13 protein-coding genes are annotated in these 12,982 nt (G+C 68.4%); 11 read left to right on the top strand and 2 right to left on the bottom strand.

The features are described from left to right. Positions 1-6: 6 nt before the first annotated feature. The 3 genes from pgsA (at position 7) to AC1DGI_RS14430 (ending at position 1,751) form a co-directional block, all read left to right on the top strand. On the top strand, positions 7-645 hold the full coding sequence (gene pgsA, locus AC1DGI_RS14440) for a CDP-diacylglycerol--glycerol-3-phosphate 3-phosphatidyltransferase (protein WP_441400513.1): 639 nt from the start codon (positions 7-9) through the stop codon (positions 643-645). Then, complete coding sequence (locus AC1DGI_RS14435; protein WP_441400511.1) at positions 642-1,172, top strand: CinA family protein; 531 nt, start codon at positions 642-644, stop codon at positions 1,170-1,172. The genes pgsA and AC1DGI_RS14435 overlap by 4 nt, the downstream gene beginning before the upstream one ends. A 138-nt stretch (positions 1,173-1,310) precedes the next feature. Further along, on the top strand, positions 1,311-1,751 hold the full coding sequence (locus tag AC1DGI_RS14430; protein ID WP_441400509.1) for a helix-turn-helix domain-containing protein: 441 nt from the start codon (positions 1,311-1,313) through the stop codon (positions 1,749-1,751). A 108-nt stretch (positions 1,752-1,859) separates the two neighbouring features. Here AC1DGI_RS14430 and AC1DGI_RS14425 read toward each other — a convergent pair whose 3' ends face one another. Further along, positions 1,860-2,381 (bottom strand): MarR family winged helix-turn-helix transcriptional regulator, encoded by a 522-nt coding sequence (locus tag AC1DGI_RS14425; RefSeq protein WP_441400507.1) that lies wholly within the window; start codon positions 2,379-2,381, stop codon positions 1,860-1,862. Between the two features lie 41 nt (positions 2,382-2,422). Between AC1DGI_RS14425 and AC1DGI_RS14420 the strand changes: the two genes are divergently transcribed. The 6 genes from AC1DGI_RS14420 to dapF all read left to right on the top strand — a co-directional run bounded on the left by AC1DGI_RS14420 (position 2,423) and on the right by dapF (position 8,172). Beyond that, a complete protein-coding gene (locus tag AC1DGI_RS14420; protein ID WP_441400506.1) occupies positions 2,423-2,641 on the top strand; it encodes a DUF3046 domain-containing protein in 219 nt (72 codons plus the stop codon). 241 nt (positions 2,642-2,882) lie between these two features. After that, positions 2,883-3,932: a recombinase RecA gene (gene recA, locus AC1DGI_RS14415; RefSeq protein WP_441400504.1), complete on the top strand. Its 1,050-nt coding sequence runs from the start codon at positions 2,883-2,885 to the stop codon at positions 3,930-3,932. 190 nt (positions 3,933-4,122) lie between these two features. Further along, positions 4,123-4,635 (top strand): regulatory protein RecX, encoded by a 513-nt coding sequence (locus AC1DGI_RS14410; RefSeq protein ID WP_476899348.1) that lies wholly within the window; start codon positions 4,123-4,125, stop codon positions 4,633-4,635. Positions 4,636-4,693: 58 nt separating this feature from the next. Continuing rightward, positions 4,694-6,256 (top strand): tRNA (N6-isopentenyl adenosine(37)-C2)-methylthiotransferase MiaB, encoded by a 1,563-nt coding sequence (gene miaB, locus AC1DGI_RS14405; RefSeq protein ID WP_476899327.1) that lies wholly within the window; start codon positions 4,694-4,696, stop codon positions 6,254-6,256. A 4-nt stretch (positions 6,257-6,260) separates the two neighbouring features. Continuing rightward, a complete protein-coding gene (gene miaA / locus AC1DGI_RS14400) occupies positions 6,261-7,187 on the top strand; it encodes a tRNA (adenosine(37)-N6)-dimethylallyltransferase MiaA (protein WP_476899326.1) in 927 nt (308 codons plus the stop codon). A 28-nt stretch (positions 7,188-7,215) separates the two neighbouring features. Continuing rightward, positions 7,216-8,172, top strand: a complete 957-nt coding sequence (dapF, locus tag AC1DGI_RS14395) for a diaminopimelate epimerase (RefSeq protein ID WP_441399971.1) — start codon at positions 7,216-7,218, stop codon at positions 8,170-8,172. Here the strand turns inward: dapF and AC1DGI_RS14390 are convergent. Continuing rightward, positions 8,153-8,767: a class I SAM-dependent methyltransferase gene (locus AC1DGI_RS14390; protein WP_476899325.1), complete on the bottom strand. Its 615-nt coding sequence runs from the start codon at positions 8,765-8,767 to the stop codon at positions 8,153-8,155. The two genes, dapF and AC1DGI_RS14390, sit on opposite strands and share 20 nt — an antisense overlap. Before the next feature lie 523 nt (positions 8,768-9,290). Between AC1DGI_RS14390 and hflX the strand changes: the two genes are divergently transcribed. Together hflX and AC1DGI_RS14380 are read left to right on the top strand one after the other, a co-directional pair. After that, positions 9,291-10,871: a GTPase HflX gene (gene hflX, locus AC1DGI_RS14385; RefSeq protein ID WP_441399974.1), complete on the top strand. Its 1,581-nt coding sequence runs from the start codon at positions 9,291-9,293 to the stop codon at positions 10,869-10,871. After that, a complete protein-coding gene (locus AC1DGI_RS14380; protein WP_476899324.1) occupies positions 10,864-12,930 on the top strand; it encodes an ATP-dependent DNA helicase in 2,067 nt (688 codons plus the stop codon). The genes hflX and AC1DGI_RS14380 overlap by 8 nt, the downstream gene beginning before the upstream one ends. The last annotated feature ends 52 nt before the right edge of the window (positions 12,931-12,982 follow it).

Here is a 12,982-nt window from a genome sequence, read left to right as displayed (position 1 = left end):
AGGAGGGTGACTAGCGCCGAAACCCACTCCGGATCCGCAGCGCGGATCTGGAACCTGCCCAACATTCTGACGATGCTGCGGATTGCGCTGGTGCCCTTCTTCGTCTGGTTCCTCGTCGCCGATGCGCCCGGCCTGCAGGCGCAGAACGGAGCGTGGCGCTGGGCCGCCGTCGCCGTCTTCGCGGTGGCGATCTACACGGACAAACTCGACGGTGACATTGCGCGCAGCCGCGGCCTCGTCACCGACTTCGGCAAGATCGCGGATCCGATCGCGGACAAGCTGCTGATCGGGTCGGCGCTGGTGATGCTCTCGCTCCTGGGCGAACTCCCGTGGTGGGTGACGGTCCTGATCCTGGTCCGCGAATGGGGCGTGACGGCGCTGCGCTTCTTCGTGATCCGCTACGGCGTCATCCCGGCCTCCCGCGGCGGCAAACTCAAGACCCTGGTGCAGACCGCGGCGATCTTTCTGTACGTCATGCCGCTCGCCTCGATCGCCCCGTGGCTCGGAATCCTGGCCTTCGCGGTCATGATGGCAGCCCTGGCCATCACCGTCTGGACCGGCGCCGAATATGTCGTTGAGGCCCTCAAGTTGCGCGCCAGCGGCATCAAGGCCAGAAAACAGCAGCTCCAGGAAGGGACACCATGAGTCTTCCGCAGCCCGCCGCCCATCCGGGCCTCCACCCGAATCTCCACCGCCTGGCCGAACAGGCGGTGGGCCGCGCCATCGAGCGCGGGTTGACGGTGGCGACGGCGGAGTCCCTCACCGCCGGCATGGTCGCCGCCGTGCTCGCCGACACGCCCGGCGCCTCCGCCATGTTGCAGGGCGGTGTGATTGCATACGCGAACTCGGTCAAAGCCGATGTCCTGGGGGTTTCCCGGGAGGTCCTCGACGCCCTCGGCTCCGTGGACGGACAGGTTGCCGCCGCGATGGCCGCGGGGGCGCGCGCCGCCTGCGGCGCCGATGTCGGCGTGGCCACCACCGGGGTCGCCGGGCCGGAGCCGCACGACGGCAAGGCCGTGGGGACGGTGTATATCGGCCTGGCCACACCGGGAGGCACGACGTCGTTCGCGTACCAGTTCGAGGGGAGCCGCCAAGAGATCCGCGCGCTGGCCTGCGGCGCCGCCCTTGAGCGGCTGCTCGAATCCGTGTCGTCGGTAAGCTACCGCGGGTAAAGTTGCCGGGAACAAAAGTCGATTCCGAATAGTTGTTACATTGTGTCGCCCATGAAGAAGGGTGGCGCCTAGGATGAAGTCATTACACGGTTCGCAGTCAACGGCGGACCGGACAAACGAGGGAGCAAGGCGATACAGATGGTAAAGCAGCCCGTATCCGTAAACGGCGTTGTCCGCTGGAAGGATGTGGGCCTCGCCGATCAGGCAAAGAGCGAACAGAAGGAGCGCAAGATGGTCGTACTTCGTCACGAAATCGGTGATGTGCTGCGCGATGTCCGCCAACGCCAAGGCCGTACCCTCCGCGAAGTCTCGCACAGCGCCCGGGTGTCCCTGGGCTACCTGAGTGAAGTGGAACGCGGCCAGAAGGAAGCCTCCTCGGAGTTGCTCTCCTCGATTTGCTCGGCCTTGGAAGTCCCGTTGTCGATCATGCTCCGCGAAGTCAGCGACCGCGTCGCCGTGGCCGAGGGCGTCGTAGTGCCGGACACCGTGCCCCAGGAATTCGCTCAGCGCTACGCCCGGGACCTGGACCGTGAGCTGAACGACGAGCTGGCCACGGGAATGCTCTCCGGGGCGCGCTAGCCCCACCCCCATAACTACAAGGAAGGTCCCCGGCGGTGTGCCGGGGACCTTTTCCGTGCCGCGGAACTGCTCCGGGGCCGGGTCCCGGAAGCGCCCTGCGGGGCGGGACTACAGGACTTCGTCCCGCGGGAACCCGTCGCGTTCGTAGCTGGCGTTGAGCTTCGCCATGTAGCAGGCAAAGGCCTCCAGTTCTCCGGTGGGCCACTCCGCCAGCCGTTCGCGGAACACCTCGCGCCGGGCATCCTGGACCAGATGCATCTTCTCTTCGCCCTTGGCTGTCAGGCTGATGGCCTGCGCCCGGCCGTCGAGCGGGTCGGCTTCCTTCGCCACCAGCCCCAAGCCCTCCAGGAACGCGACCTGCCGGCTTACCGAGGGCTTCCCGACGCCGATCGACGAGGCCAGCTCGGTCAGCCGGATGGGGCCCCTGGTCCGGAGCACCGACAGCAGCCCATAGGCGGCCGGCTCCATTTCGGGATGGACCCGGCGGGAGAGTTGTTGTGACACCGAACGGGCACGCCGCCAGAGCATGCTCAACTGGCGTTCGACGGCGGCCAGCGCCTCCTCCGCGGAGGCATCTCGGGCCCCGGAAACTGGCGCCGCCGCGGGGGTGGCGTCGTGTGGGTTGCTCATAGCAACCATTCTAGGTGCCGTGTCCGTGAGAGACTCTACCGGTGAGAATCAGTGACTTTTGGCGCCTAATGGACGACGAGTTCGGGGCGGGATATTCCCGTGTCCTCAGCAACTCGCTCGTGCTGGCGGGCGTGGGCGGCCGCACCGCGGACCAGGCCCTCAGTGCGGGCGTGCCGCCCAGGCAGGTTTGGCTGGCACTGTGCGATGTCCAGGACGTCCCCGCCGAGCGGCGGCTCGGCCGCGACGTGAAGCCGCGCTGACGCCCGCGCCGGCACTCGGGAAAAGAGCGGGAAAGCTGCCGTGACGACTGCCACGAGCCAGCCTGACACGCCGTCCGATTGTTCGAATATCTGTTCGGGTCGGGCTATGCTTTTTCCAGAGCGTTTTCCACATACGCGACGACGGCGGCAACTTTGTCAGTGGCCGCCACTAGCGTCAGTGATGACATTACAACGGCCGTGACGGCCACTCTCCAGCGAGAAAGTATTAGAGGTGCGAATCATGGCCGCAGCCCCGGATCGCCAGAAGGCGCTCGACGCAGCGCTTGCCCAGATCGACAAGCAGTTCGGCAAAGGCTCCGTGATGCGCCTGGGCGACGAAGTCCGCGCGCCCATCGAGGTCATCCCGACCGGCTCGATTGCGCTGGACGTGGCCCTCGGCATTGGCGGCCTGCCGCGCGGCCGTGTGGTCGAGATCTACGGCCCCGAGTCCTCCGGTAAGACCACCGTCGCGCTGCACGCCGTAGCCAACGCCCAGCGGCTGGGCGGCATCGCCGCCTTCATCGACGCCGAGCACGCCCTCGATCCGGAATATGCAGCCAAGCTCGGCGTCGACACCGACGCGCTCCTGGTCTCCCAGCCGGACACCGGTGAGCAGGCCCTCGAGATCATGGACATGCTGATCGGTTCCGGTTCGCTGGACGTCATCGTCATCGACTCCGTCGCCGCCCTCGTGCCTCGCGCCGAAATCGAAGGCGACATGGGCGACAGCCACGTCGGTTTGCAGGCCCGCCTGATGAGCCAGGCGCTGCGTAAGATCACCGGCCGGTTGAGCCAGACCAAGACCACCGCCATCTTCATCAACCAGCTGCGCGAGAAAATCGGTGTGTTCTTCGGCTCCCCGGAAACCACCACCGGTGGCAAGGCGCTGAAGTTCTACGCCTCGATCCGCATCGACGTCCGCCGCATCCAGACCCTCAAGGAGGGCGCGGACTCGGTCGGCAACCGGACCAAGGCGAAGATCGTCAAGAACAAGATGGCTCCGCCCTTCAAGATCGCCGAATTCGACATCATCTACGGCCAGGGCATTTCCCGCGAGGGCGGCATCATCGACATGGGCGTCGAGCACGGTTTGATCAAGAAGTCCGGCTCGTGGTTCACCTACGACGGGGACCAGCTGGGCCAGGGCATGGAGAACTCCCGCCGCTTCCTGCGGGACAACCCGGAACTCGCCTCGGAACTCGAGCGCCTGATCAAGGAAAAGCTCGGTGTCGGCGTCAAGGCTGCCGAACCTGAGGAATCGCCGAAGCTGAAGGCCGTTGACGGCTTCTAACAGCCGGGGCTCCACCGCACGACGCCGCCAGGGGTCAGGATTTCCTTCCGGGGATCCTGACCCCTGGGTCGTTGACGGCGGCGCGGACCCCGGCAGCGCAGACCCCGGCGCCGGGGGCCCCGATCCGGGCGGCTCACGCCGGGCGGGGCGGCCCGGCGGCTCACGCAGGGCCGGGGAGCCGGCTCCGGAGCTGGACGTTGACGCGGATCCGGCCGCCGTCGCCCGCGCCGTCGTGTTGCGCCAGCTCACCAACTCGGCCAAAAGCCGGCTGCAGCTCGCCCGCAAGCTGGCCGAGCGCAACATCCCGGAAGACGTCGCCGAAGCCGTCCTCGACCGCTTCGAAGAGGTCCGCCTCATCGACGACGCGGAGTTCGCGCAGATGTGGGTGCGGAGCCGGTCCCAGACCCGGAAGCTGGCCCGGGGCGCCCTGCGCCGGGAGCTGGCCGAGAAGGGCATCGACGGGGAGACCGCGGCCGGTGCCCTCGAACAGGTCAGCGACGAGGATGAGGAAGCCGCCGCCCGGGAACTCGTAGTCCGCAAGCTGCGGAACGTGCGGGGCCTCGGGGACCGCGCGGAGCGGGACAAGGTCGTGCGCCGGCTGGCGTCCATGCTCGCCCGCAAGGGCTACCAGCCCTCGCAGGCCTTCCGGATCGTCGGCGAAGCCGTGGACGCGGCCCTCGAAGCAGCGGGCGGCCACGACTGACCCGGCCGGACTCAGCCTGCGGCCAAACACGGCGACGCCGAACCGGTACCCTTAACAGGTGAGTTTGACCATTCCCTCCCCAGCCGAAGCCGCCGCCGACAACACGGCGGGGGGAACAACCCCGTTGCCGGCGACGCTCCCGGCCCGCACCTACCAGGTGCGGACCTTCGGCTGCCAGATGAACGTGCACGACTCCGAGCGGATGGCGGGCATGCTCGAAGCCGCCGGCTACGTCCGCTCCGACGGCGAAGTCGCCGACGTCGTGGTCTTCAACACCTGCGCCGTGCGGGAAAACGCCGACAACAAGCTCTACGGCAACCTTGGCATGCTCCGTCCGGTCAAGGATGCCAACCCGGGCATGCAGATCGCCGTCGGCGGGTGCCTCGCGCAGAAGGATCGCGAGACCATCCTCAAACGGGCGCCCTGGGTCGACGCGGTCTTCGGAACGCATAACGTCGGGGCCTTGCCCGCGCTGCTGGACCGTGCCCGCCACAACGACGAAGCGCAACTGGAAATCCTCGAATCACTCGACGTGTTCCCCTCCACGCTGCCCACCAAGCGGGACTCCGTCTACGCGGGCTGGGTCTCCATCTCGGTCGGCTGCAACAACACCTGCACGTTCTGCATCGTCCCCGCCTTGCGCGGCAAGGAGAAGGACCGCCGGCCCGGCGACATCCTCGCCGAGATCCAGGCCCTCGTCGACGACGGGGCGATCGAGGTCACGCTGCTGGGTCAGAACGTGAACTCCTACGGCGTCGAGTTCGGCGACCGGCAGGCCTTCTCCAAACTGCTGCGCGCCTGCGGTGAGATCCCCGGCCTGGAACGCGTCCGGTTCACCAGCCCGCACCCGGCCGCCTTTACCGACGACGTCATCGACGCCATGGCCGAGACGCCCAACGTCATGCCGCAACTGCACATGCCGCTGCAGTCCGGCTCCGACAAGGTGCTCCGCGAGATGAAACGGTCCTACCGGTCCGCCAAGTTCCTCGGCATCCTGGACAAGGTCCGGGAGAAGATCCCGCACGCCGCCATCTCGACCGACATCATCGTCGGATTCCCGGGCGAATCGGAGGAGGACTTCCAAGCCACGCTCGACGTCGTGGAAAAGTCCCGCTTTGCCACCGCGTTCACCTTCCAGTACTCCAAACGCCCCGGCACGCCCGCCGCGGAGCTCCCGGACCAGTTGCCGAAGGCCGTGGTGCAGGAACGCTTCGAACGCCTCACCGCCCTGCAGGACCGGATCGCCGCCGAGGAGAACGCCCGGCAGCTTGGTCGCCGGGTCGAGGTCATGGTTACGGCCCAGTCCGGCCGCAAGGCGGAGGAAACCCACCGGCTCTCCGGCCGGGCCCAGGACCAGCGGCTGGTGCACTTCTCCCTCCCCGACGGCGCCGAAACGCCCCGCCCCGGAGACCTCGTCACGGTAACCATCACCGAGGCCGCGGCCTTCCACCTCGTCGCCGACCCGGCGACCCCGGAGGATTACAGCCTGCGCCGCTCCCGCGCCGGCGACGCCTGGGACAGGTCACAGGCCGACTCCTGCGGCGCCCCAGCCGGCGGCAGCTCCGGGGGCAGCTCCGGCGTCTCACTGGGCATGCCGAGCCTGCCCGCGCGCACCCGCTAGGGCCGTGCCTGCCCCCGCGCCGGACGGCGCAGCCGGATCCACGCCGCCGGTGATCGCCGTCGTCGGACCCACCGGATCCGGCAAGTCGGAGCTCGCCGTTTCCTTGGCGCTGGCTCTGGGCGGCGAGGTCGTCAACGCCGACGCCATGCAGTTCTACCGCGGGATGGACATCGGCACGGCCAAGGTCACCGAAGCCGAACGGCGGGGTGTGCCGCACCACCTGCTCGACATCCTCGACGTGACCGAAGAAGCCAGCGTCTCGGACTTCCAGCAACGGGCCCGTGCCGTGATCGCGGACATCCACGCCCGGGGTAAGCGGGCCATCCTCGTCGGCGGGTCGGGCCTCTACGTCCGCGCCGCGCTCGACGTGCTCGAATTCCCCGGCACCGACCCCGCCATCCGGCGCCGGCTCGAGGCGGAGGCCGAAGCCGCCGGCCTCGCACCCCTGCGTTCGCAGCTGGAAATCGTTGATCCGGTATCCGCCGTGCGGTTGGGCGACGCCCGCCGGGTCATCAGGGCCCTCGAGGTCTTCGAACTCACCGGGCGCCCTTTCAGCTCCTTCATGCCCTCCCGCGAGTACTTCCGGCCGGCTCTGCAGATCGGCCTCGAGGTGGACCGGGAGCAGCTGCGCGAGGGCCTCGCCGCGCGGGTCCACACCATGGTGCGGCGCGGGCTCCTCGCCGAAGTGCAGCGCCTGGACGCCTCAGGCCTGCGCCGGGGCAAGACGGCCTCCCGCGCCCTGGGCTATGCCCAGTTCCTCAAGGTCCTGGACGGCGAGTCAGACCAGGACCAGGCCGCGGAAGCGACAATCGTCGCGACCCGCCAGTTTGCCCGCCGCCAGCTCACCTGGTTCCGCGCCGACCCGCGGATCCGCTGGCTCGACTGGCAGGACCCGGAGCTGGTGGCCACGGCCACGGCGCTGTGCCGGTAAGGGCCGGACGGAACGGTAACCTTGGAACATGGACGAAACCCTTGCCACGGCCGTTGACCACCCCGCTGCCGTAGGCACCACCGGACTCGGCGGACTCAAGTTCTCGAAGGGTCACGGGACCGGGAACGACTTCGTCCTGATTGCGGACCCGAACGGCGCCCTCTCCCTGACGCCGGAACAGGTGGCGGCCCTCTGCGACCGGCACCGCGGCATTGGCGCCGACGGCCTCATCCGCGCCGTGCCCTCGGCGTCGCTGCCCGAGGGCAGGGATCTGCTCGCTACCCACCCCGCCGCCGAGTGGTTCATGGATTACCGCAACGGTGACGGATCGCTGTCGGAAATGTGCGGCAACGGCGTCCGCGTGTTCGTCCACTTCCTGATCGCGGAAGGCCTTGTGGACCTTCCCGCCGGCGAATCGCTGACCATCGGAACCCGCGGCGGCGTGAAAACCATTGTCCGCACCGCGGCCGGATACGCCGTCGACATGGGGCCCTGGGAGTTCATCTTCCCGGGCGAGGCGACCGCGCGCGCCATGGATTCACTGGTCAGCGCCGACGGGCTCGAAGTCGCCAGGCCCGCGCTGTCTGTGAGCATGGGAAACCCGCACACCGTCGTCGCGCTGGCTGAGCTCGCGGAGCTTGAGGCCACCCAGCTGTTCAAGGCGCCCCGGGTGGACCCGGCGCCGCCGCACGGCACCAACGTCGAGTTCGTCGTGCCGTCCGAACCGCTGGTCCACGACGGCGTCGGCACCATCACCATGCGCGTGCACGAAAGGGGCGTGGGGGAGACCCTGTCTTGCGGCACGGGTGCTTGTGCCGCCGCCGTCGCGATCCGGCACTGGGCCGGCCAGGGTGCCCCCGACGCGTGGAACGTCACGGTGCCCGGCGGCGTCGTCGGCGTGAAGTTCTTCGTGGCCGCGGACGGCCACGAGCACGTGGAACTGAGCGGACCCGCCGTGATCGTCGCTAGCGGGACGCTTTCCTGACCCGCAGGATGCGGAAGGACTTGGACGTACTCTCGCGGGTCACGGCGAAGCTGCTGTCCAGCTCCTCCGCGAGCCAGCGCTGAAGTGAATCCGAGCCAAGATTCTTCTGCACCACCAGCCACGCCGAACCTCCGGGCGCCAGCCGGGGCAGCCAGGTGAGCAGCAGCGCATGGAGCTCGTCCTTGCCGATCCGGATCGGCGGGTTGGACCAGATCGTGTCGAAACGCAGCCCCGGGTCGACCTCGCCGGGGGTGCTGGCGGTGACATTGCCGAGCCCCAGCAGGGCCGCGTTCTCATTAGTCAAGGTCACGCAGCGCTCATTTACGTCCACGGCGAAGACCCGGGCGTGCGGCGCCTTCAGCGCCATGGTCAGCGCGATCGGCCCCCAGCCGCAACCGATGTCCAGCAGGTTCCCCTGCGGTGCCGGAGCCGGGACATCAGCGAGCAGGACGGCGGTTCCCTTGTCGAGGGCGTCCGGGCTGAAGATCCCGGAGGACGTCTGCAGGTGCCGCTGTTCGCCGGCAAGGTTCACGGTGAGAGGCTTGCGGGTGAACGGCCCGGCCGGCTGGGCGCTGAAATAGTGTGCAGACTCCATAACTGGCCAGATTAGTTGGCCGTCCGGCGGAATGGGAAACCGGCGCAGCCGGGCCCAAGGCCCGCGCGTGCCGGGGCCGGGGAACGGTCTGCTAACGTTAAATACATGATCTTGATCTTCAAGTAGCCGGCACGGGCCTTCGCTTCTTCCTCGGAGTCCCGTCCCCGCAGCGACGCAGGTAGTTACCTTCCGCTCAGCGCGCCCGCCGGCGATGCCCGGCATCGCCTCGGCGCCCAGCCCACTTGGAGCAGAGCCGCTTGGAGTCATCGCGAGGACTCACATGCCGCGGCAGCAGCTGTCTTCGGTCCTGAACGGACGGTTTCCCACTGTCCCACGACGCGTTTTCGACGCCTTGTCCTTCCACTTTCACCGCTCCGCCACGGAGCCCCGTCCGGTTTGCGGCGTCGCAGCCGCCGGCAACCAGGAGGCATAGATGACCAACAGTCGTCAGCCCAGCGCGAATACCGCGCCACGAAGCACTGAACAGCACTATTCTGAAATTGCAGACCCTTCAAAGGAGACCATGACCAGCCAGCCCAACACCGGACCCGATTCAGCCGACCAGGACATGAGTCCTGCAGAAATCCAGGCTGTCATCGACCGGATCCTGTCCAAAGACGCTCCTGCCCTGAAGGCCGGTCGCGACGACGCGGGGCACCCCGGCGAGTCCAGGGCGGTGTTCGGCAAAGCGCAGGCGATTTCGCGGCTCGATGAGGAACGCAGCAGCTACGACGGCGACCAGCAGGATCTTGAGGAACGCCACGCGCTGCGCCGCACCGCCGGCCTGTCGACGGAACTTGAAGACGTCACCGAAGTCGAATACCGGCAGCTGCGCCTGGAACGCGTCGTGCTCGCTGGACTCTGGTCCGAGGGAACGCTTGCCGACGCCGAGAATTCCCTGCGCGAGCTGGCAGCACTGGCCGAGACCGCCGGTTCCGAGGTCCTGGACGGGCTCGTCCAGCGCCGCGCGAAGCCGGATCCGGGAACGTTCCTGGGGTCGGGCAAGGCACAAGAACTCAAGGACATCGTGATGTCCACCGGCGCCGACACCGTGGTGGTCGACGCCGAACTGGCCCCCTCCCAGCGGCGCGGACTGGAAGACATCGTCAAGGTCAAGGTCATCGACCGCACGGCACTGATCCTGGACATCTTCGCCCAGCACGCCAAGAGCCGCGAGGGCAAAGCCCAGGTCGAACTGGCCCAGCTCGAATACCTGCTCCCGCGCCTGCGCGGCTGGGGCGAGTCGATGTCCCGCCAGGCCGGTGGCCAGGTGGGCGGGGCCGGAGCGGGCATGGGTTCCCGCGGTCCAGGTGAAACCAAGATCGAACTGGACCGCCGCCGGATCCGCACCCGGATGGCCAAACTGCGGCGCGAAATAGCCGCGATGAAGCCGGCCCGGGAAACCAAGCGGGCCAACCGCCGTCGTAACGCGGTACCGTCGGTGGCGATCGCCGGCTACACCAACGCCGGCAAATCCTCGCTGCTGAACCGGCTCACCGACGCCGGCGTCCTGGTTGAGAACGCGCTGTTCGCCACCCTGGACCCAACAGTCCGCAAGGCCGAAACCTCCGACGGGCTGGGCTACACCCTCGCCGACACCGTGGGATTCGTCCGCTCGCTGCCCACCCAGCTGGTGGAAGCCTTCCGCTCCACCCTGGAAGAAGTCGCCGACTCGGACCTGATCCTGCACGTCGTCGACGTGTCCCACCCCGATCCGGAAGGCCAAATCGCCGCGGTCCGGGAGGTCTTCAGCGAAGTCGACGCCCGCAAGGTGCCCGAAATCATCGTCCTGAACAAGGCCGACGCTGCCGATCCGTTCGTGATCGAACGGCTAAAGCAGCGCGAGCCGCGGCACGTCGTGGTCTCGGCCCGCACCGGCGAAGGCATTCCGGAACTGCTGAAGGCCATCAGCGAGGGCATCCCGCGGCCCAGCGTCAAGCTGGAGCTGTTGATCCCGTACAACCGGGGGGACCTGCTCAGCAAACTGCACGAGACCGACGCCGAGATCATTAGCCTGGACCACGAGGAGACCGGCACCCGTGCCGTGGTGATGGTGCGCGAGGGACTCGCGGCCGAACTGGACTCTTTCGTCAGCAATGACTGAACCGGCGGAAGACAGCCCGTCCGGCGAGCAGTTCGTGGTGGAACTGCTCGACCGGGCGGTCGCGGGCATGGGCGGCCAGAGCCGCGACGGCCAGCACGAGATGGCCCGGCAGGTGGCCCGGGCGATCGAAACCGGCGACCACCTGCTGGTCCAGGCAGGCACCGGCACGGGCAAGTCCCTGGCCTACCTGATTCCGCTGATCGCCCATTCGCTGGTCAGTGACAAACCGACCCTGGTCTCCACCGCCACCCTGGCACTGCAGACCCAGATCGTCGGCCGGGACCTGCCGCGGCTGCTCAAGACCATCACCCCGGCGTTGGACCGGCCCGTGAAGGTCGCGCTCGTCAAGGGCCGCTCCAACTACGTGTGCCGGCACAAACTCGACGGCGGCTTCCCGTCCGAGGAACCGTCCGAGGGCCAGCTGTTCTCCCTCGGCGAGGACACCTCTGTGCCGCACTTCGCCGCCGCCATGGGCGGCCCGTCGTCCCAGCTCGGCAAGGAGGTGGTCCGGCTCCGCGAATGGGCCGAGGACACCGTGACTGGGGACCGCGACGAGCTCATGCCCGGCGTAACCGACCGCGCCTGGCGGCAGGTCTCCGTCACTTCGATGGAATGCCTGGGCGCGCAAAAGTGCCCGTTGGCCGCCGAATGCTTCAGCGAACTGGCCCGGCAAAACGCCGCCGACGCCGACGTCGTCGTCACCAACCACGCCATGCTGGCCGTCAGCGCGTTCGAAGGCCTGGCGGTGCTGCCAGAGTACGACGTCGTCGTGGTGGATGAAGCGCACGAACTGCAGGACCGCGTCACGGGCGCCGTGTCCGGGCAACTGTCCGTGGCCATGGTGCACGCCGCAGCGTCCGGCGCCCGCAAGCACACCGGAATCACCGTGGACGCGCTCAACAACGCCGCGTCCAACCTTGAACTCGCCATTGAGGGCGTGCCCAGCGGACTGATGCCGAACGGCCTGAACAGCGAGCAGCTCGACTGCGTGGACCAGTTGCGCGACGCCTGCCGCGCCGCGCTCTCCGACTCCAAGGGGGACAGCGCCAGCACGGCCGACGGCGGGCGCCAGCTCGCTCGGTCCCGCCTGATGGTGATCCTGGAACTGTGCGAACGGCTGCTCGCAGCCAAGGAGAACCGCGAAGTGGTCTGGTTCTCCCGCAACAGCAGCTTCGACCCGCAACAGGGCTACTCGCAGCCGGACGACTCGGCGCCAGCGCTGATCAACGTGGCCCCGCTCAGCGTCGCCGGGCGGCTGCGGGAGGGATTGTTCGCCGACCATACCGTCGTCCTGACCTCGGCAACGCTGGCGATCGGTGCGGCCTTCGAACCGGCCGCCGGAGGCCTCGGCCTGGTGGGGCCGGGGGCTCCCAGCTGGACCGGCGTCGACGTCGGGTCCCCGTTCGAATACCCGAAGCAGGGGATTCTCTACGTCGCCAAACACCTGCCCAAGCCCGGCCGCGGAACATCCCCGGAGGCCCTCGACGAGCTGGAGAAACTGATCCGCGCCTCCGGCGGTGGGGCCTTGTGCCTGTTCTCTTCCCGGCGCGCCGCCGAAGAGGCTGCCGATGCGATGCGGCCCCGGCTGGGCCTGCGCATTCTCTGCCAAGGCGAGTCGACCATGACCGGGCTCGTGAAGCAGTTCGCCGACGAACCGGATACCTGCCTCTTCGGCACCATGTCGCTCTGGCAGGGCGTGGACGTCCCCGGAAACTCGTGCCGCCTGGTGGTGATCGACAGGATCCCGTTCCCGCGCCCCGACGACCCGCTGATGACTGCCCGGTCCCGCGCCGTGGCCCAGTCCGGCGGAAACGGCTTCATGAGTGTTTCGGCCACCCACGCTGCGATCCGGCTCGCCCAGGGCGCCGGGCGGTTGATCCGCTCGACGTCGGACCGGGGCGTCGTCGCGGTCCTGGACTCGCGGCTGTCCACCGAGCGCTACGGCGGGTTCCTCCGGGCCGCGCTGCCGCCGTTCTGGCCCACCACCGACCAAGCAGTAGCCCTCGCCGCCCTCGAACGCCTCGGCTCCGAGGCCCCTGCCCCGCAGCCCGCCACGTAGGGTACGCCAAAGGCCCCGCCCGGTTTCCGGAGGGGGCCTTTGTGGCGGTGCG

It is taken from the genome of Arthrobacter sp. 05N428_2, from assembly GCF_056397065.1.
The sequence above is the reverse complement of the archived record's forward strand: the minus strand, read 5'-3'. Positions and strand labels throughout refer to the sequence as shown.

What these genes read in the sequence shown, in the direction of transcription:
- AC1DGI_RS14435 (WP_441400511.1), top strand. Translation starts at nt 642, where the DNA reads ATGAGTCTTCCGCAGCCCGCCGCCCATCCGGGCCTCCACCCGAATCTC.
- hflX (WP_441399974.1), top strand. Translation starts at nt 9,291, where the DNA reads ATGACCAGCCAGCCCAACACCGGACCCGATTCAGCCGACCAGGACATG.
- AC1DGI_RS14390 (WP_476899325.1), bottom strand. Translation starts at nt 8,767, where the DNA reads ATGGAGTCTGCACACTATTTCAGCGCCCAGCCGGCCGGGCCGTTCACC.
- AC1DGI_RS14425 (WP_441400507.1), bottom strand. Translation starts at nt 2,381, where the DNA reads ATGAGCAACCCACACGACGCCACCCCCGCGGCGGCGCCAGTTTCCGGG.
- AC1DGI_RS14380 (WP_476899324.1), top strand. Translation starts at nt 10,864, where the DNA reads ATGACTGAACCGGCGGAAGACAGCCCGTCCGGCGAGCAGTTCGTGGTG.
- AC1DGI_RS14430 (WP_441400509.1), top strand. Translation starts at nt 1,311, where the DNA reads ATGGTAAAGCAGCCCGTATCCGTAAACGGCGTTGTCCGCTGGAAGGAT.
- recA (WP_441400504.1), top strand. Translation starts at nt 2,883, where the DNA reads ATGGCCGCAGCCCCGGATCGCCAGAAGGCGCTCGACGCAGCGCTTGCC.
- dapF (WP_441399971.1), top strand. Translation starts at nt 7,216, where the DNA reads ATGGACGAAACCCTTGCCACGGCCGTTGACCACCCCGCTGCCGTAGGC.